Below are 19,400 nucleotides of genomic sequence, written 5' to 3'. Positions count from 1 at the left end.
TCATTATCAAATTTACTTTTTGTGCTGCTTAGGCCTCCCATGAATCAACCCTTCCGTTTTTCAACATCAAAAACATTGTTAACAGTTGCTATTTTTACTTCGATGACAGCAAGTCACGCTGAAGAAATAACAGAACAACAAAATTCGACCAATGTTCTCCCCACGATTTCTATTCAAGCGCAAAAAGAAAGCACTTCACCTTACGTCGCAACGAAAGCAAACTCTGCCTTAAAATCAGATGCACCTTTATTTAAAACTGCTCAGTCGGTTTCGGTAGTAACCCGCGAACAGCTCGACCAAAAACAAGCAAGAACTTTAGCAGATGCCCTTGAAGGTGTCGCAGGCGTAGAAGCTGGGAAACTTGGTCGTCGCGGTTGGGATGATTTCATTATCCGTGGGCAAACTTCTTCTGATCAAATTTTTATAGATGGTTTACGCCAAGCTCAGCAAAACACCTTTGTTGCCGCAGAAATATCAGGCATGGATCAGGTACAGATTTTAAAGGGCCCAGCTTCAGTTAATTTTGGATTAGTACAACCAGGCGGTATGGTCAATTTAGTGACTAAACGCCCTCAAGCCGAAAGCTTTGCTCGGGCTACTATGACTTATGGCAGCTACAACCTTAAAGAAGGAACGTTCGATTTAAACTATAGTCCTAATAATAGTGAAAAAGGTGCTTTTCGTTTAAATGGCCGTATCTCGGATCAAGATGACCCAACAGATTATGTATATTTTAAAAATTACTACATCTCCCCCTCTTATAACTTTGACTTAGGGGATAACACTGATCTTTCTGTCATCGCTAGCTATCAGCACCGCGAATATATTCGACAGCAAGGTTTGCCTGTAATTGGCACATTAAAAGACAATCCAAATGGAAGTTTATCTAAAGACTTATTTATTGGTGAACCAAGTTACGGAGCTTATGATGCTGATGTATTCCGTACAGGTTATAACTTTAGGCATGCTTTCAATAATGGTTGGGAGTTTAAGCAAAACTTTGCAATTCAAAAAACAGAAATGATTGGCCCTGCTGTATTTTATAATGGTTGGACCGATAAGAATTATACAACACTTAAACGACAAGCTCGCTATCAGGATGTCAGTAACCTAAGTTTCTCAATCGATAATAGTGCTAAAAAGACCTTTCAGATTGCAGATATGGCACATCAAATAACGATCGGACTTGATGGCCTGCAAGATAAGAATGATTATCTGAATAATCGCTGTACTGCCACAAATTTAAATCTATATTCACCGGAATATGGGACTACCGTTACTTGTCCAGAGAAAGTCACAAATCATGATATTAACCGTTTAAAGTATATGGGGTTATATTTACGTGACCGTATTCAGATCAATGATCAAGTGATTTTAAATCTCGCAGGTCGTCAAGATTGGGCTCAAACACAAACCGTAGATTTAGTTAAAAATACCAATACAAAAAAATCAGAAGAGGCTTTTACGGGTAATGCCTCATTGTTATATACAATTAATGATGTAGTTGCACCTTATGTCAGCTATGCCACCTCGTTCTTCCCAACTAGCGGCTCAGACTCTGCCGGAAATACTTTTGATCCTGAAAAAGGTAAACAAGTTGAGGTTGGGATGAAACTACAAAGTCCTGATCAGCGGATACAAGGTAGCATTGCCTGGTATGACCTAAAACGTCAAAATGTTTTAGTCAATGATCCAACAACTACTAATACTACTTTCAAAATACAGCGCGGTGAGCAGTTAACTCGCGGTATTGAGACTGAGTTAAATGCAGATGTATTAGATGGCTTAAAACTTACGGCAACTTATACTTACACCGCAGATGCAAAAATTAGTAAAGATGCAAACGCGAGCAATGTAGGAAAAGCACTTGACAATATTCCTGAGCATGCTTACAGCCTGTCGGCTCGTTATAAATTTGATCCTGCCTCAAAACTTGGTTGGTATATCGGCGGTGGATTCCGAGGTGAAACCTATAAAACTATGGATAAGTTAGATGTCCATATTCCAGGCTATACCGTATTTGATACAGAAGCTGGCTATGATGCAGGACATTGGGGTGCTCAACTTGCGATCCGTAATCTATTCGATAAAGATTATTATGCAGGCGCCTTAAATGAAAATATGGTGACTTTAGGTAATCCACGTCAAATTAACTTTACCGTGAAATTTAACTATTAAAATTACCTATAAAAAAACGCACTCGATTCGAGTGCGTTTTTTTTTGGCAGCTTAAAATGTGTTAGAAGAAATAATGCTGTACCAAAGTAGAGATACCTACAATTAAGAAAATAGCAGCACCAATTTTATGAATGAGCGAGATAGATAAACGTTCAGCCAATTTATTACCAATAAATACAGCAGGTGCATTAGCAATCATCATTCCTAAGGTTGTACCTAACATCACCCAGAAAATGCTATCGTAACGTGCAGCTAAAGCAACTGTTGCTATTTGGGTTTTATCACCAATTTCTGCTAAGAAAAACAGGATAAAGGTTGCACCAAAAACACCAAATTTTTGCCATCTATTAATACTATCCGTTTCATCATCGAGCTTATCTGGAATAAGCATCCAGAACGCCATACCAATGAAACCAGCTGCAAGGACCCAGACTAAAATTTCGGGGCTCAACACGGTCGTAATCCACTGTCCAAGTACAGCAGAAATACCATGATTAATTAGAGTAGCTAAAAGAATCGCAATAAGAATAGGGATTGGCTTACGGAAACGTGCAGACAGTAAAAGGGCCAATAATTGAGTTTTATCGCCCATTTCAGCGAGGGCAACAATTGAAGTAGAAATCAGAAATTCTTGCATGTCGTTTCTCTGGCTAGCATAAATGCCCATGACCTACCCCTCCTGCTAGCCAAATATCTGCAGAGTGGTAAATCAAAGGTCTTGCCAACTCGGAAACGATGAGACGTTTAAGCTATGATGACCATGTTCTGCTGAACAATTATGTTGATCATCACCTATTCATTCAGAAATGAATAGCGGCTACTCCCCAATGAAGTATGTGCTTATTATATTCGAGCAATTCTATTTTTCAAATAAAAAATTTTATCCATGCCCAAACCAACAAGCGTCCTAGACCCAATAGTAAAGCTAAACAAATACTTAAGTTAATAAATCCAAAATGATTAATGCCAGTTACGTGCTGAGATTGAAATTCAAACGGCAAAATAAGCATAGCCACAAATACTTCCAAACCCATTGCAACGTAGGTCATCCATCCCCAAGGAAAGTGTAAAACACTCACCCATACCCCCATCAATAAAAATACAATCAATAGGATGGGTACCATGATTTTTAAAAAACCCGTCATTTAGTATTTCTCCTTTGCTTAATAACGAGAAATTTCTCCTCTCTCGACACTTCATTTTTCGTCTTTAGATTAACTTAAAACCAATTAAATTAAATATCAAAATAAAACCCCGCCGAAGCGAGGTTTTAATGATTCATTTTAAAATATTAGATTAATAAAGTACGAATATCTTTAAGAAGTTTCGTAAGTTTATTTGTAAAGCGAGCTGCATCTGCACCATTAATTACACGGTGGTCATAAGACAATGACAACGGCAACATTAAGCGCGGATCAAAGTCTTTACCATTCCATACTGGCTGCATTGTTGCAGGTGAAATACCTAAAATTGCAACTTGTGGCCAGTTCACAAGAGGTGTAAATGCTGTACCACCAATTGCGCCTAAACTTGAAATGGTGAAATTCGCACCTTGCAAATCTTTCGGTGTTAATTTCTTATCACGCGCTTTTTGACCTAACACACCCAATTCAACTGCAATTTGCTTAATTGATTTTTGGTCTGGGTTACGAAGTACTGGCACAGTTAAACCATCAGGTGTTGCTACCGCAATTCCCATATGGATTTCATTGCGCAAGAGCACTGATTTACCGTCATCAGATAGATGACCTGCGAATTCACGCTCTTCTTTCAACAAATACGCAACCGCTTTGATAATGAATGCCATAATTGTCAGGCTGATACCTTCTTTTTTGAAGTTGCCTTTCAGTTCATTACGCCAATCTTCTAACTCAGTAATATCAGCCAAATCAAACTGGGTGACTTGCGGAATAAAGTTGTTCAACGACAATTGCGGAATTGAAACTTGCTGCAAACGTGTCAATATTTTTTCTTCTACGCCACCAAACGCAGTGAAGTCAGGAAGCTTTGGCAAACCCGAAACCGCTGGTGCAGCCGAAGCAACTGGTGCTGCTTGCGGTGCAGTTAAACGAGTCTTCACATAAGCAAAGATATCTTCTTTAACAACACGACCATGTTCACCAGAAGTTTTAACTTGAGATAAAACTACACCAAGTTCACGAGCAAGCTTACGCACAGCTGGTCCTGCATAAACTTTAGCATTTTCGGCTTCTTCTTCTTTGGTTAATTTATCATTACCAGAAGAAGCAGGAGCAGATACTGCTTGAGTCGGAGCAGGAGTTGCCGCTTTAGGTGCTGCTGCCTGTGGAGCTGGAGCTGATTCTGCTTTCGCCGCTGGTGCAGCAGCAGGTGCTTGGCCTTCAGCTTCAATTGTTGCCAGCAATACACCTTGTGAAACTTGTTGGCCTGCTTGCAAGTGAATTGCTTTCACAACACCAGCAACAGTACTTGGAACCTCCACAGTTGCTTTATCTGACTCAACAACAACAAGGCTTTGGTCTACATCAACTTTGTCACCAACCTGAACCAAGATTTCAGCAACAACTGCTTTATCTACACCCAAATCAGGAACGTTAATATCAACCGGTCCAGATTGAGTAGCAGTAGATGCTACAGTTTCTTGCTGAGTTGGTGCAGGTGCTGCTGCCGGAGCTACTGTTGTAGAAGCAGGTGCCTCAGCTGGCGCACTTGATGCAGATGTTGTTTTTACTTTAATGAGCACAACACCTTCTTTAACTGTATCGCCTTCTTTAACTTGAATGCTTTCTACAGTACCTGCAACACTGCTTGGTACTTCTACAGTTGCTTTGTCAGACTCAACCACAACGATGCTTTGTTCAACATCAATCTGTTCGCCAACTTTTACTAAAATTTCACCAACTAGTGCTTTTTCAACACCAATATCGGGAACTTGAACTTCAACCACTTGGCTAGTTGTTGCCGTTGCTGGTTGAGCAGCAGTTGAAGGCTGTTGAGCCGCTGCCGGTGCTGCTGTTTGTTCAGCTACTGGTGTAGCTTTTGGAGCTTCTTCTGCTTGAGCTACTGGTGCAGCACCCTCAGCTTCCAGTTCAAGCAATACCGTACCTTCAGTTACGCTATCACCTTCTTTGATTAAGATGCTTTTTACCACACCTGCTGAAGTGCTAGGCACTTCAACAGAGGCTTTATCTGACTCAAGCAAAACAAGGCTGTCATTTTCTGCAATGCTGTCGCCAACTTTTACTAAAATTTCAGCAACAACTGCTTTGTCTACACCAATATCAGGGGTCTTAATTTGCATGCTTAGTTCCCCTCACCTGTTTGCGTTTCATTATATTCAGCAACTGCCTGAACTTCTGGATGCGCTTGAGGAGCCCATGCCACTGGACGGTCAGTATCTAACTCAAAGTTAGAAATTGCGTCTTTAACTAAACGTGCGTCCACTTCACCTTCGTCAGCTAATTTTTTCAAAGTAGCAACAACAATATGTGCAGCATCAACACCAAAGAAACTACGTAAATTAGCACGTGTATCTGAACGACCGTATCCATCTGTACCTAATGCAACAAATGGGCGACCATCTGGAAGATAAGCACGGATTTGTTCACTGTAAGCACGCATATGGTCTGTTGCTGAAACAACGATACCTTCTGTACCACGTAACTGTTTAGATACCCAAGATTCTTTCACTTCTTCAGAAAGTGGGTGTAAACGGTTATATTCTTCACATGCCATACCATCACGTGACAACTCATTGAAGCTTGTTACACTCCAAACGTTTGAGTGGATTTGATATTCATCACGTAAGATTTTCGCAGCTTTGATTACTTCACGAAGAATTACACCTGAACCAAGTAATTGGACAGTTGCTTTTTCATCTTTTTCGAACAAGTACATACCACGTTTAATGCCTTCCTCAGCGCCTTCAGGCATTGCAGGATGCTCGTAGTTTTCGTTCATTACAGTTAAGTAGTAGAACACACGCTCTTGGTTCACATACATACGTTGTAAACCGTCATGTACGATTACAGCTAATTCATAACCAAAACATGGATCATAAGATACACAGTTTGGAATAGTGTTCGCCAAGATATGTGAATGACCATCTTGGTGCTGTAGACCTTCACCATTCAACGTTGTACGACCAGCTGTTGCACCTAACAAGAAACCTTGAGCTTGTGCATCGCCCGCAGCCCATGCAATGTCACCAATACGTTGGAAACCGAACATTGAGTAGTACATATACATTGGAATCATTGGCAAGTTATTCGTTGAATAACTTGTTGCCAACGCAGCCCATGCACTCATCGCACCAGCTTCGTTAATCCCTTCTTGTAGCATGTGACCGTCACTTGCTTCACGGTAATGCATTAACTGTTCTTGGTCTTCTGGAGTATATTTTTGGCCGTGAGCAGCATAAATACCAAGCTGACGGAACATACCTTCTAGACCAAAAGTACGTGCTTCATCTGGAACGATTGGTACTACGCGGTCTTTAATCGCTTTTTCTTTGAGTAAAGAAGCAATTAAACGAACCATCACCATAGTGGTAGATTGTTCTTTACCACCTGAGCCATTCAATACAGCATCAAATACAGATAATTCAGGAATCGCTAAAATTTCACTCTCTTTACGACGTGCAGGTAGGTAACCACCTAACGCTTCACGACGCGCCTTCATGTACTTCATTTCTGGAGAGTTTTCACTTGGGCGATAGAATGGAAGCTCTTCTAACTTATCGTCTGTAAATGGAAGATTGAAACGGTCACGTACATATTTCAAAGAGTCGATCTGCATTTTTTTGATTTGGTGAGTTTTGTTCACCGCTTCAATTTCTTCAGACAAACCGTAACCTTTAACAGTTTTCGCAAGAATAACTGTTGGTTGACCTTTAGCTTTCATTGCTTCTGCATAGGCAGCAAACACTTTGTAAGGGTCGTGACCACCACGGTTAAGATTATCGATATCTTCATCGCTTAAATCTTTTACAAGTTCCGCAGCTTCTGGGTACTTGCCAAAGAATTTCTCACGCGTGTATGCACCACCTTTCACTTGATAGCGTTGGTATTCACCATCAACTGTCTCTTCCATTACCGCTTTTAAAGCGCCTGTGCTGTCTTTTGCAAGTAGTGGGTCCCAATGACGGCCCCATACCACTTTAATGACACGCCAGCCCGCACCACGGAATAAAGATTCTAGTTCTTGAATGATTTTACCGTTACCACGTACAGGACCATCTAAACGCTGTAAGTTACAGTTAACAACCCAGATAAGGTTATCAAGCTTTTCGCGACCAGCAAGTGAAATAGCACCAGTACTTTCCGGCTCATCCATCTCGCCATCGCCAAGATAAGCCCAAACTTTACGATCTTCTTCTTTGATCAAGCCACGGTTCATCAAATATTTTTGAATATGTGCTTGATAAATCGACATGATTGGACCAAGACCCATTGATACGGTTGGGAATTGCCAATAGTCAGGCATTAAATATGGATGCGGATAGCTTGGTAAACCGTTACCGCCAACTTCACGGCGGAAATTACTTAACTGTTCTTCAGTTAAACGTCCTTCAAGGAATGAACGTGCATAAATACCAGGAGCACAGTGCCCTTGGTAATAAATCATATCTCCGCCAAAGCTATTGCTGTTTGCGCGGAAGAAATGGTTAAAACCTACGTCATATAATGTTGCACTTGATGCGAAGCTCGCCAAGTGTCCACCTAAATCGTCACCTGTTTTATTCGCACGAAGTACCATTGCTAAGGCATTCCAACGAATCAATGCACGAATACGGCGTTCCATATCTTGGTCGCCTGGCATTGCAGGTTGTTCTTCAACAGAAATTGTATTTAAGTAAGGTGTATTGAGACGTTGAATTGGAACATGCTTAGCAATTGCTTGTTGGTAAAGTTTTTCCAACAAGAATGCCGCTCGTTCAGTTCCCATATGTTGTAAAACTGAATCGAATGCATCTTGCCATTCTTGGGTTTCTTGTGCGTCGGAGTCACCGTAAAACGCCATAATTCACCTGTTCCTTGTTCTCTAATCTACTTTGTATTTTTACCACGTTTTACCCCTTTCAAGTTATTGCCTCGGGTGAATGTGGGGGGGCCCTATTATTTTCTGAATGAATAGTCATTGACCGAGCAGTAAACAAAATAACAAAAAAACGCCAATAATGGCGTTTTTTTATACAATCTTTGCGTTAAAAAAGGTTTAGCTTAGTTTTAGATTCATAAATTTAATAACCTTACGTTTTTAACTATGCTTTTATGGAAGCATCGCCAAGTAAGTAGTTGGGTTTTTACGTTGACCGTCTTTTACTACTTCATAATGCAAATGTGGACCAGTACAGCGACCTGTACATCCTACATTAGCAATATGTTCACCTGCAGATACTTGGTCGCCTACACGTACCATTAGACGTGAAGCATGAGCATAACGCGTTAAATAACCATTGCCGTGGTTAATTTCAACATATTGACCATAGCCAGTGCCCCAGCCAGATTTAGTTACAATACCTGGGCCTGTAGCATAGATTGGCGTGCCACTCGGAGCAGCCATATCTAATCCACCATGATGTTCTGCACGGCCACCCATAGTGCGGCCACCAAAGTTTGAAGAAACTCGTACAGTATCAGGAAGAGGGTGAGAAACTAACCAAGAGTAAGAATTTGAAGAAGAGGCATTAAAAGAATTTTTTGCGGTTGTGTTACCGTACTTCTTTGCGAGCGACTCATTGTTGAGTTCAACTGTTTTTTGACGTAAGGTCACTGAAACTTTCGCACTCACCGGAAGATCTAAATCATCGGGATGAGTATATGAACCTTGAGATAATGTTTTTGATAGCTGTTCCAATCGATCTGAGTCAGTAGATTGGTTAATTGTTTGATAATCTGCAAAAGCAACTGATGCTGCCGAAGCGGCAAGTGAAAACGCTAATAAAATACGACGCGTGTGCATAAAAACCTCTTGAAACTGTTCTTACTCAAGTTCCTTATGATCTCTTCCTTGATATCGATTGAAATGAACGCTTAAGATTAAGACAAGAATCCATCCGAGAATGACCATGTCTAAACCCGATAACGTTTTTCAACAAACCGGAAAACACATAAAAACAGGAAACCTTACGTTTCTAACAACGCAAGTCGCGCAATGGCAAAGACTTACGAAAATTATCCAACCCTTATTGCCCCAACCGGAACAATGGCAGGTCGTGTGTTATCAAAATGGCTCTTTAATCATTACTGGTGAAAATCAAGCGATGATTAGTCAACTCAGTTATTTACAGAACCAATATGTATCTAAATTATCTCAGCTTGAAGGGTTAAAAGACTTACAACGAATTCAGGTCCGATTGAGAAATAAAAATATTCCAAATGCACCCTCATCTGAGCCATCTAAACCCCTTCCCCCGGAAACACAAGAAATGTTACGTAGTGCAGCCGACTTCGTGAGCGACCCTAAGCTTAGCCAAGCTTTACTACGTTTGGCAAGCAATAAAAAATGACGAGCTTTCTATTTCTTAATTAGAATCATTATTATTATGTGATTATAATCACACTTTTAAATGTTACATTATAACGTAGCCAAGTAAAGACAATGACTTATGTCACGCTCACATATGGAATTGGACATTGACTCTCGTCATCAAATGTTACAATTTCATAATTACTCGGATCACTTTGAACATTGCGTAACAACTGATTATTTAAAGCATGTCCTGATTTATAGCCATCAAACTTGGCAATAATTTGATGACCAAGCAAATACAAATCACCAACTGCATCTAAAATCTTATGTCTAACAAATTCATCGGCGAAACGTAAACCTTCTTCGTTGACGACCCCTGTATCATCAACACCAATTGCATTATCTAAGCTTGCGCCTAGTGCTAAATTGTTTGCCTTCAGATAGTCCAAATCTTTCATGAAACCAAAAGTACGTGCTTCACTGACTTCATAAACAAACGTTTCAGTCGAAAAATCGATAGTCGCAGATTGATATTCTTTAGCAAATGCCGGATGGTCAAAATCAATCGTGAAATTTAATTGAAAACCATTGTGAGGGCTAAAAATTGCTTTCTTATCATCGATGAGTGCTTCAACTGGTTTTAATATTCTTATGAATTTTTTCGGTGCATCCAGTTCTCGTAATCCACCTTGCATTAAAAGATAAATAAATGGACCAGCACTACCATCCATAATTGGAACTTCAGAAGCAGATACCTCAACAATCAGGTTATCAATTCCTAAACCTGCAATCGCACTCATTACATGCTCAATTGTTCCTACTTTTATATCTCCGGTTACCAAGTTGGAACACATAAAAGCTTCTTGAATGAGCAATGCATTAGCAGGGATATCGACTGGCGGATCCAAATCGATACGGCGAAATACAATACCCCCATCCACGGTATGTGGAATGAAATTGATCATCACTTTTTGACCGCTATGAAGACCTATTCCACTCGCTTTTACCACACGATTGAGAGTACGCTGTTTCACCATGCTTTGTAACTTCTTTTTTAAAACCGCTATACGTTAGCATATTTAGTCATTGATCAAAAATAAAAAAAGGCAGTGTTTAAACACTGCCCTTCATTAAATCTAACGATAATTTACTTACGTTGCTGATTTTTCAAGTAATCTTGAATGCTCATTGGAGAAGAACGCGGAGTAGAACTTGCTGTGCTACTGACTTCATTATCGGCGTTTTGACGCTTATTAATTGCAGGAACGTCATCTTCATCAACAGATTGAGCTGATTGAGACGATGCATGGCTTACCGTATTACGTTTTCTTGGTTCAGCATCAGCTGCATTACGAGTTAAACCAGTTGCAATCACTGTTACGCGTAATTCATCACGTGCATCTGGATCAAATACTGTACCGTAGAAGATTTCGCCTTCATCAAGGTCAACAATCTGGTTCACAACGTCAGTAATGATTTCAGTCTCACGTAGCGTAATATCATCACCACCCGTAATATTAATTAACACGCCCTTGGCATTAATAATATTTACGTTATCAAGTAATGGACTACGGATCGCTTGTTCAGCAGCTTGACGCGCACGATCTTCACCACGACCTAAACCAGCACCCATCATTGCGTAACCGCGAGTACTCATTGCAGTTTTCAAATCGGCGAAGTCAAGGTTAATGTGACCACGGTTAACAACCAAGTCAAAGATACTACGTACGGCATTTAACAATACATCATCAGCTTTTTTATAAGCATCTTTCATTGAAATATCGCCATATACGCTCAATAAGCGTTGGTTAGGGATAATAATCAATGAGTCGACATGTGCTTCAAGTGCTTCAATACCACGTTCAGCAGACTTTAAACGGCGGCGGCCTTCAAAGTTAAATGGCGTTGTAACTACACCAACAGTCAAAATGCCCATTTCTTTAGCAACTTCAGCCACAACAGGCGCTGCACCAGTACCCGTACCACCACCCATACCAGCGGTAACGAAAACCATATCCGTACCTTCAAGGTGGTGACGAATGATTTCACGGCTTTCTTCTGCTGCAACTTGCCCTACTTCTGGGTTAGCACCAGCACCTAGACCACGTGTACTTTGCTCGCCTAACTGAATTTTGAAAGGTGCATTCATACAGTCCAGTGCTTGTTTGTCTGTATTGGCACAAACGAATTTAACGCCTTGAATATCAGACTGCACCATATGTTGAACGGCATTACCGCCACCACCACCTACACCAAATACAGTGAAACGGGCTTGACCGTTGCCATCGTTTAGTTCATCTTCTATAAATTCAAATGAGGCCATGACCTTTAGGGTTCCTAATACATTATGGCAGTCACTTCAGCCCGTATACTGCCTTGATTTTCAAAAATAACTAATTTTAAGAATGCTGTGCAATACCAACCTTGTCAAGTACAGCGGTTTTCTCTTACAACTTCCTAACAATTCTACCAATAAATACATACATCCTAAAAAATGGCTTTTAACTTGCTATTAAACGCATTCCAGCCATTTACCATTCGTTCCCATACCGAACGGTCATTTGCCTCTTCAGGCTCTTCAACAGCATCTTGCAACTCACTTTGGCTAAACATGAGCAAACCAGCTGCTGTTGCATACATAGAACGACGTAAGGCTGCTTGATGTTGATCATCAGCATAAACCTGTAACGGCGGATTACCCAAATGTGCAGATACACCCAACATACGACGAGCTAAACTCACCATACCTTCTATTTGACAAGCATCCCCTGTCAATACTACCCCATGGTATAAACCATGAATTGCACCACTTTGTTCGAGTTCATCGCGAATCTGGCTAAAGATCTCTTCATAACGGGCAATAATAATTTCTGACAACTCAATTCGGCTAATTGTTTGAGGGCCATCAATTCCTTCTACCTGAATCATGTGATCTGGCTTAACAGCACTTAAATCGACACAACCATACAGAATTTTAATTCGTTCAGCTTCTTCTGTCGTAGTTTGCAATACAGCTGCAATATCACGTGTAACGTGCTCACCACCGCGTTGCAATGTACGTGCTAGAGCTAAACGTCCATCTAGATAAACAGCAAGATTGGTAATGCCTGCGCCAATATCAACCAGACAAACACCATATTCTTTTTCATCTTTCAGCAAGCTTGCCTCAGCGGTTGCCAGACAAGACACCACCATTTTTTCAACCCCGATATTTGCACCTTTCATGGCACGATCAAGGTTTTGCATAGTCGCTATAGGCATCATCATTAACTGATAATGTCCAGTCATACTATGGGCAGTCATGTTAATTGGATTCTGCACCCATTCAGCAGAATCACCCAACTCAAAGCCTAACGGCACTGCACTTGCTAAATAGTAATCAGAAGTCACATGACTTGCTTTTGCCAATTCTAACGCGCGCACGACTTCATTTGTTGTAATCACATGTGCTGGATTAGATACTGGTGTGCGACCAGAGGCATAAAAACTTTGCAACTCGGTACTCGGAATAGATACCCATGCGCTATGAATGCGACATTCGGCCATATTTTCCGCTTCAGCAACAGCATTTTTAATCGCAGCAATGACTTTATCGAGGCTTACAATTTTTCCTTTATTCATGCCTCGATTGCGAGCAGTTGCCATACCGATAACTTGAATGTTATCCGGCGCATGAATTTTTCCAATCAAAACTGAAACTTTATGCGTCCCAATGTCAATCGCAACAACTGAGGGAACAGCTTCACTCATCACTCATACCATTTCTTTGTTGTTTAATACCAGGCAAATTGCCTATTTTAAAGCCACGTATTATGGCTTTGCTTTTGTTCCACCTGCAATGCTTGTGTCATCACTCGTTACAACAAACTGACCATTCACAATTTTAGGTGGTGTTGCGTTCTTCCATTGAATAGATAATCCATTACGATATCGCAAATCAATGGCTGAGATTTTCGACCACACCGGTTTTAAGTCAGATTGTGCCAGATGACTTAAACGTTGCAACTTATTCATTGTTTGATCTTGGTCAACAATAATACGTAAACCAGAATCAAATTGCATAAACCAAGTCATTCGCTCAGTCAGATATAACTCTTTTAAGCGTAAATTAACAGGATGGAATAATTGATTAATTTCATTATAGCGTCGCATCATCATTTTTGACTGACTTACCGGCCCATGAAGCAACGGAAGTTCAGGATGAATTGTCGGCTCCGCCTCACTAAATACATCGCCTCCATCGCTTAACAAGCGACCTGTTCCCCAACGGGCGATAGCATGTCGAGGCATGACACGAACACGAATACCATTGGGCCAAGCACGAGATACAACAACTCGGTCTACCCATGAAATTTCTAATGTTTTGTCACGAATTTGTTCTAAATCAGATGTGAAATAATTCGCTTTTATAATTGGAGCAACATGTTGCATCACTTGTTGGGTTTCAACAGAAGATGCTGAACCTACAACTTCTAGTTTTGCAACTGTTGCATCTGTAATAACTTTATATAACCCATAAATTCCGACTGCCAGCACTACAAAAGCAATAACCAACAGCACCCATCCACCAGCATTCGCAAGCTTCTGCTTACGCGTAGGCGGTTTATCATGAATAGAGGTGATGGCCGCACGTTTACGGCGCATGGAAGCCGGAAGTTGTGCCATATTTAAGCCGTACCTTCCAATGTTTGCTCAAGAATCGCAACACACAATTCATCAAAGCTATAACCAACCGCTTTAGCAGCTTTTGGAACTAAAGAGTGACTGGTCATACCTGGAACAGTGTTTACTTCTAAAAGCCAGAAATTGCCTTGCTCATCCTGCATTGCATCAATACGGCCCCAGCCTTCCGCACCCACCGCCTGAAAAGCACGTAAACATAAAGCTTGAAGGTTTTTCTCTTCAGCCTCACTCAGACCACAAGGGATACCATACTCTACATCGTTACGTTGATACTTCGCTTCATAGTCGTAGAAAGCAACATCTGCTGGTGGTTGCAAACGAATAACCGGCAAAGGCTGTCCATTGAGGAATGAAATTGTGAATTCACGACCAGTGATCCATTTTTCTGCCATCACCACAGCATCGTGCTGAGTCGCCTTTTCAATTGCAGCAGCAAAGTCTTCTGCTTTCTCAACCTTACTCATGCCGACACTCGAGCCTTCATGTACAGGTTTGATAATAACGGGTAAACCTAACTCAGCAATCACCGCATCTAAATCTGTTTCTTTAGTAATAATGCGATATGGCGCTGTAGGTAAATCGCTACCTTGCCAGATTTGCTTGGTTTTAACTTTATCCATGCCAATAGCAGAACCTTGCACGCCTGTTCCTGTATAAGGCAGATTTAACCATTCAAGCACACCTTGAATTTGGCCATCTTCACCGCCGCGACCATGCAATACAATAAATGCACGATCATAATTTACAAGTTCAGTCACACTGCGGTCTTGTGGATCAAATGCTTCAGCCTGAACACCTGAACGTAACAAAGCGTCCAAAACTGCCTGACCACTATCCAAAGACACAGCACGCTCAGCCGATTTCCCACCAAACAACACGGCAACTTTGCCGAATTTTGTAGCATTTGACACGTTTAAATCCTTAACCCGATTATTCAATACTTTTTGTTTATTTCACATACAAATGGTGTTGTGCAAGTTCTACTGAAATTGCTCCCACGTTACCCGCACCTTGCGTTAATAACAAGTCATTTGGTTGTAACACATTTTGCATGATGTTTTGCAAATTACCTTCAACCGGATCAACCAAAATCGGCTCTACTTGTCCACGTAAACGAATACTACGCGCCAAAGTACGGCTGTCTGCACCCACAATAGGTTTTTCACCAGCTGGGTAAACTTCCAATAATAATAATTGGTCGACTTGAGAGAGCACTTCAATGAAGTCATCAAAACAATCGCGAGTACGAGAGTAACGATGTGGCTGGAACAACATAACCAAACGACGGTCCGGATGGCTTTGGCGTGCAGCTTTAATGGTTGCTTCTACTTCTTTCGGATGGTGTCCATAGTCATCAACTAACTTAACGTTGCCATCAGCAAGTTCAAATTCACCTTGCACTTGGAAGCGACGACCAACACCACTAAACCCTTCTAATGCACGGCTAATTGCATCATCAGAAACACCTTCATCTGTGGCAACACCAATTGCGGCCAAGGCATTTAAAACATTATGTAAGCCTGGTTGATTAATTGTTAAACGCAATGGTTCACGACCTTTACGCAACACAGTGAAGTGCGATTGCATACCATCTTGTTCAATATCAACTGCACGAATGTCATTATCTTCATTAAAACCATAAGTAATGACCGGACGGCCTACACGCGGCAAAATTTCACGAATGTTCGCATCATCACCACAAACGACAGCCAAACCATAAAATGGTAAGTTATGAAGGAACTGTACAAACGTATCTTTTAATTTATCAAAACTACCTTCATAGGTATCCATATGGTCAGCATCGATATTGGTTACAATCGCTGCCATTGGCTGCAAATAAAGGAAAGATGCATCTGATTCATCAGCTTCAGCCACGATGAAACGGCTTTCACCTAATGCCGCATTTACGCCTGTACTGTTAAGTAAGCCGCCAATAACATAAGTTGGATCAAGGTTTTCTTCTGCCAACATCGTCGTCAAAAGACTAGTAGTTGTGGTTTTACCATGTGTACCAGCCACAGCAATACCGTGACGGTAACGCATAAGCTCACCTAGCATTTCTGCACGACGCACAATTGGAACACGCTGTTCAATCGCAGCTTTAATTTCCGGATTTTCCGGATCAATTGCTGTAGAAACTACAAGCACATTGGCATTTTTAATATTTTCCGGTTGATGGCCAATATAAACTTTGATGCCATTTTTCTCTAATTGTTCTGTAGTTTTAGACGCCTTAATGTCCGAACCGGAAATTTTATAGCCTTGGTTACCCAAAACCTCTGCAATGCCACACATCCCAGCGCCACCGATCCCCACAAAATGAATGTGTTTAATACGGCGCATTTCAGGCACTTTAATCAGTTTTTTTGCTTGGTTCGCAGCTGTTGATGGAGACATAGTAAATCCGATTACATTTTTTGGATAAGATCAACCACATGCTGAGTCGCATTTGGTTGGGCATGTTGACGCGCTTTCACTGCCATTTCAGTAAGTAATTGGCGGTTCATCAGCGAAGTGAACAATTCATTTAAAACATCTGGCGTCATGGTCGATTGCTGGCAAATTTTCGCAGCACCGACATCCGCCAGAAATTTGGCATTTGCAGTTTGATGGTCATCAACTGCTATAGGGAGTGGTACAAAAACTGCGGCCACACCTGCTGTTGCAACTTCTGTTACTGTGAGTGCTCCAGCTCGGCAAATAATTAAATCCGCTTCACTATAAGCTTTTGCCATATCTTCAATAAACGGCAAAACGTGTACAGTTAAATTAGCTGGTGCATCTGCATAAAGTGCTTGAGTTGCCTCAACTTGTTGCTGACCACACTGGTGAAAAATATTGAGTGGAACTTGTAATTGTTTTAATGCTGGCGGTAAGCGTTCATTGAGTGCTTTGGCACCTAAAGAACCACCAACAATTAGAATATTTAGAGGCTGTCCTGCTTGCGCACGCTCATCATAACGCCACTTTGGGCTTAAAATATCTGTGATTTCATGACGTACAGGATTTCCTGTTGTAACGACTTTTCCACCAGCAGGAAAGGTATTTGGAAATGCTTCACATACGACTTTAGCAACACGAGACAACTGCGCATTGGTAAAACCTGCAACTGCATTTTGCTCGTGAATCAGTACAGGAATACCTAACAAACGTGCGGCCAAACCACCCGGCCCCGCAACATAACCGCCAAAGCCTGCAACCGCATCAACTTTTAGCTGTTTCATATAACGCATTGCGCTTAAAGTGGCTTTTAAAACTTTAAAAGGTGCAGCAATTTTACGGACTAATCCGTTGCCACGAACACCTTGAATATCAATTTGATATATCGGAATATTTTGATCTTTTAATAATCGGTTTTCCATACCTGTTGGCGTGGCTAACCATGAAACCTGACAACCTTGTTGTTGAAGTTTTTTGGCTACGGCGAGGGCTGGAAAAACATGTCCACCTGTACCGGCAGCCATCATCATGACATGTTTAGGTTTGCTTTGCTGTGAATCGGTCACGGTCTAATTCTTCAACTCAAAAAACAATGGAAATTGTCATCTATTTTTGTAGCCGTTTATTTTAATCCTAAAGCTTCATTAACGAAAAGCTAATTTCACTCGTTTATAACAGAAAGATGTGCTTTTTTGAAAATATGCCTACAAAGCTGTGGTGTATTTAGTATTGTTATTTTATTAATTCATATATTTTCAGGTGATTTCCAATAAATACCGCTGAAAATCACCTGAAATAAATAATTAAGCTATACGACCAGCTTCTAATACATCAAATAGATCATCGGCAATTGATGTACCAAATTGAGCATCAATTTCACGAATACAGGTCGGGCTAGTGACATTAATTTCAGTGACATAATTACCAATCACATCTAAGCCTACAAAAACTAAACCTTTTTCGCGCAAGAAAGGACCAATTTTAGCTGCGATCAATTTATCATTTTCAGTAAGCGGACGCGCTTGGCCTAAACCACCTGCCGCCAAGTTACCGCGTACTTCACCATTTTGTGGAATACGAGCTAGACAGTAAGGAACAGGTTCACCATTCACCATTAAAATACGCTTATCCCCTTCTACAATTTCAGGAATATAACGCTGAGCCATAATTGGACGAGTACCTAGCTCTGTAAGCATTTCTAGGGTAGAACCAATATTTACACCGTCTTGGTACAAACGGAAAATGCCCATCCCCCCCATACCATCAAGTGGCTTAACAATTACATCACCATGTTCTTTAATAAATTCACGAATTAAACTTTGTTGCGATGTTACAAGTGTAGGCACTTGCAGTTCTGGAAACTGCGTTGCAAAGAGTTTTTCATTGCAATCACGCAGTGATTGAGGCTTATTAATAATCCATGAACCTTCGCGCTCAGCTTGCTCAAGCACGTAAGTCGTGTAGACAAAATTCATATCAAACGGCGGGTCTTTACGCATGAGCACGACATCGTAAGCTGCGATAGATTCTTTTTTCTTTTCGCCTAACTCATAATAATGGTTGTAATCTTCGAACACCTTTAACGATGAAATGAGACCGTAAGCCTTGCCTTGATCGATATATAAATCTTGTTGTAATGCATAACCTAATTCATGTCCACGACGGCTCGCCGCCCACAACATTGCCATGGTTGAATCCTTTTTAAGGTTTACGGTTTCAATCGGATCCATGACGACAAGTACACGCATGCTCAAGCTCTTCTTAAAATTTAAATTAGCATGAGTATAACTGAGATTTTTCACTGGTTTTTCTTAATTTCAGTAAAACCTTATCGGTTATTTCTTTATCTTGAATTAAGGTAAATTCAGTTAAAATATGATCATAAAATATTATTTTTAAAGGCTAAACATGAAACTTTATCGCTATTTAACTGGCCCCGATGACTCTGCTTTTTGTGCGCGAGTAACTAAAGCTCTGAATCATGGTTGGGAGTTATATGAAGCACCCACTATGACCTTTAACGGCACGCATGTCATTGTGGGACAAGCAATTTGCAAAACAATTGATGAAAATTATGATCCAGAAATGGATATTTTAGATGTTCTCAAAAATAACGCGTAATTCTAGAAGGGTGCTTTTAATCGATA

At 40.8% G+C, this 19,400-nt stretch carries 16 protein-coding genes and 1 riboswitch; of the genes, 3 read left to right on the top strand and 13 right to left on the bottom strand.

All coding sequences use genetic code 11. The features are described from left to right. Window positions 1–39 precede the first annotated feature (39 nt). The gene (locus tag KIP84_RS00810) at window positions 40–2,178 is read left to right on the top strand and encodes a TonB-dependent siderophore receptor (protein ID WP_213689145.1); all 2,139 of its coding nucleotides are present in this window, start codon (window positions 40–42) and stop codon (window positions 2,176–2,178) included. Window positions 2,179–2,239: 61 nt separating this feature from the next. Here the strand turns inward: KIP84_RS00810 and KIP84_RS00805 are convergent, their stop codons facing one another. The 5 genes from KIP84_RS00805 to KIP84_RS00785 form a co-directional block, all read right to left on the bottom strand. Next, window positions 2,240–2,815 (bottom strand): TMEM165/GDT1 family protein, encoded by a 576-nt coding sequence (locus KIP84_RS00805; RefSeq protein ID WP_005804434.1) that lies wholly within the window; start codon window positions 2,813–2,815, stop codon window positions 2,240–2,242. Window positions 2,816–2,830: 15 nt separating this feature from the next. Further along, a riboswitch (yybP-ykoY riboswitch) is annotated at window positions 2,831–3,016 on the bottom strand. 28 nt (window positions 3,017–3,044) lie between these two features. Beyond that, the gene (locus KIP84_RS00800) at window positions 3,045–3,323 is read right to left on the bottom strand and encodes a hypothetical protein (protein ID WP_213689144.1); all 279 of its coding nucleotides are present in this window, start codon (window positions 3,321–3,323) and stop codon (window positions 3,045–3,047) included. Between the two features lie 146 nt (window positions 3,324–3,469). Next, complete coding sequence (locus tag KIP84_RS00795; RefSeq protein WP_213689143.1) at window positions 3,470–5,458, bottom strand: 2-oxo acid dehydrogenase subunit E2; 1,989 nt, start codon at window positions 5,456–5,458, stop codon at window positions 3,470–3,472. A 2-nt stretch (window positions 5,459–5,460) separates the two neighbouring features. Continuing rightward, window positions 5,461–8,178: a pyruvate dehydrogenase (acetyl-transferring), homodimeric type gene (aceE, locus tag KIP84_RS00790; protein ID WP_002121885.1), complete on the bottom strand. Its 2,718-nt coding sequence runs from the start codon at window positions 8,176–8,178 to the stop codon at window positions 5,461–5,463. A gap of 249 nt (window positions 8,179–8,427) precedes the next feature. Next, entirely contained in the window at window positions 8,428–9,120 is a 693-nt protein-coding gene (locus tag KIP84_RS00785) for a M23 family metallopeptidase (protein WP_213689142.1), read from the bottom strand. 100 nt (window positions 9,121–9,220) lie between these two features. Here KIP84_RS00785 and KIP84_RS00780 point away from each other — a divergent pair, with 100 nt between their 5' ends. Further along, window positions 9,221–9,667, top strand: a complete 447-nt coding sequence (locus tag KIP84_RS00780; protein WP_213689141.1) for a DciA family protein — start codon at window positions 9,221–9,223, stop codon at window positions 9,665–9,667. A gap of 97 nt (window positions 9,668–9,764) precedes the next feature. Here the strand turns inward: KIP84_RS00780 and lpxC are convergent, their stop codons facing one another. The 8 genes from lpxC to gshB form a co-directional block, all read right to left on the bottom strand. Beyond that, entirely contained in the window at window positions 9,765–10,667 is a 903-nt protein-coding gene (gene lpxC, locus KIP84_RS00775) for a UDP-3-O-acyl-N-acetylglucosamine deacetylase (RefSeq protein ID WP_002121967.1), read from the bottom strand. Window positions 10,668–10,777: 110 nt separating this feature from the next. Then, window positions 10,778–11,953 carry a cell division protein FtsZ gene (ftsZ, locus tag KIP84_RS00770; protein ID WP_002121912.1) on the bottom strand — a complete coding sequence of 392 codons (1,176 nt, stop codon included), beginning with the start codon at window positions 11,951–11,953 and terminating at the stop codon, window positions 10,778–10,780. Between the two features lie 164 nt (window positions 11,954–12,117). After that, complete coding sequence (ftsA, locus tag KIP84_RS00765; RefSeq protein WP_060465091.1) at window positions 12,118–13,380, bottom strand: cell division protein FtsA; 1,263 nt, start codon at window positions 13,378–13,380, stop codon at window positions 12,118–12,120. A 60-nt stretch (window positions 13,381–13,440) separates the two neighbouring features. Continuing rightward, window positions 13,441–14,295: a cell division protein FtsQ/DivIB gene (locus KIP84_RS00760; RefSeq protein WP_014207933.1), complete on the bottom strand. Its 855-nt coding sequence runs from the start codon at window positions 14,293–14,295 to the stop codon at window positions 13,441–13,443. A gap of 2 nt (window positions 14,296–14,297) precedes the next feature. Next, on the bottom strand, window positions 14,298–15,224 hold the full coding sequence (locus KIP84_RS00755) for a D-alanine--D-alanine ligase (RefSeq protein ID WP_032054508.1): 927 nt from the start codon (window positions 15,222–15,224) through the stop codon (window positions 14,298–14,300). A gap of 37 nt (window positions 15,225–15,261) precedes the next feature. Then, window positions 15,262–16,710, bottom strand: coding sequence for a UDP-N-acetylmuramate--L-alanine ligase (murC, locus tag KIP84_RS00750; protein ID WP_002122011.1), 1,449 nt, complete (start codon window positions 16,708–16,710; stop codon window positions 15,262–15,264). A gap of 11 nt (window positions 16,711–16,721) precedes the next feature. Next, entirely contained in the window at window positions 16,722–17,819 is a 1,098-nt protein-coding gene (murG, locus tag KIP84_RS00745; protein ID WP_087400256.1) for an undecaprenyldiphospho-muramoylpentapeptide beta-N-acetylglucosaminyltransferase, read from the bottom strand. A gap of 237 nt (window positions 17,820–18,056) precedes the next feature. Next, a complete protein-coding gene (gene gshB / locus KIP84_RS00740; RefSeq protein ID WP_213689140.1) occupies window positions 18,057–19,001 on the bottom strand; it encodes a glutathione synthase in 945 nt (314 codons plus the stop codon). 160 nt (window positions 19,002–19,161) lie between these two features. On the opposite strand from gshB, the gene KIP84_RS00735 reads away from it, so the two are divergent. Further along, window positions 19,162–19,374, top strand: a complete 213-nt coding sequence (locus KIP84_RS00735; RefSeq protein WP_002122004.1) for a DUF1737 domain-containing protein — start codon at window positions 19,162–19,164, stop codon at window positions 19,372–19,374. The last annotated feature ends 26 nt before the right edge of the window (window positions 19,375–19,400 follow it).

The organism is Acinetobacter sp. BHS4, assembly GCF_018454425.1.
Taxonomy (GTDB): domain Bacteria; phylum Pseudomonadota; class Gammaproteobacteria; order Pseudomonadales; family Moraxellaceae; genus Acinetobacter; species Acinetobacter pittii.
The sequence above is the reverse complement of the archived record's forward strand: the minus strand, read 5'-3'. Positions and strand labels throughout refer to the sequence as shown.

What these genes read in the sequence shown, in the direction of transcription:
- ftsZ (WP_002121912.1), bottom strand. Translation starts at nt 11,953, where the DNA reads ATGGCCTCATTTGAATTTATAGAAGATGAACTAAACGATGGCAACGGT.
- aceE (WP_002121885.1), bottom strand. Translation starts at nt 8,178, where the DNA reads ATGGCGTTTTACGGTGACTCCGACGCACAAGAAACCCAAGAATGGCAA.
- ftsA (WP_060465091.1), bottom strand. Translation starts at nt 13,380, where the DNA reads ATGAGTGAAGCTGTTCCCTCAGTTGTTGCGATTGACATTGGGACGCAT.
- KIP84_RS00780 (WP_213689141.1), top strand. Translation starts at nt 9,221, where the DNA reads ATGACCATGTCTAAACCCGATAACGTTTTTCAACAAACCGGAAAACAC.
- KIP84_RS00800 (WP_213689144.1), bottom strand. Translation starts at nt 3,323, where the DNA reads ATGACGGGTTTTTTAAAAATCATGGTACCCATCCTATTGATTGTATTT.
- gshB (WP_213689140.1), bottom strand. Translation starts at nt 19,001, where the DNA reads ATGCGTGTACTTGTCGTCATGGATCCGATTGAAACCGTAAACCTTAAA.
- KIP84_RS00735 (WP_002122004.1), top strand. Translation starts at nt 19,162, where the DNA reads ATGAAACTTTATCGCTATTTAACTGGCCCCGATGACTCTGCTTTTTGT.
- KIP84_RS00785 (WP_213689142.1), bottom strand. Translation starts at nt 9,120, where the DNA reads ATGCACACGCGTCGTATTTTATTAGCGTTTTCACTTGCCGCTTCGGCA.
- KIP84_RS00805 (WP_005804434.1), bottom strand. Translation starts at nt 2,815, where the DNA reads ATGCAAGAATTTCTGATTTCTACTTCAATTGTTGCCCTCGCTGAAATG.
- KIP84_RS00760 (WP_014207933.1), bottom strand. Translation starts at nt 14,295, where the DNA reads ATGGCACAACTTCCGGCTTCCATGCGCCGTAAACGTGCGGCCATCACC.
- murC (WP_002122011.1), bottom strand. Translation starts at nt 16,710, where the DNA reads ATGTCTCCATCAACAGCTGCGAACCAAGCAAAAAAACTGATTAAAGTG.
- KIP84_RS00795 (WP_213689143.1), bottom strand. Translation starts at nt 5,458, where the DNA reads ATGCAAATTAAGACCCCTGATATTGGTGTAGACAAAGCAGTTGTTGCT.
- lpxC (WP_002121967.1), bottom strand. Translation starts at nt 10,667, where the DNA reads ATGGTGAAACAGCGTACTCTCAATCGTGTGGTAAAAGCGAGTGGAATA.
- KIP84_RS00810 (WP_213689145.1), top strand. Translation starts at nt 40, where the DNA reads ATGAATCAACCCTTCCGTTTTTCAACATCAAAAACATTGTTAACAGTT.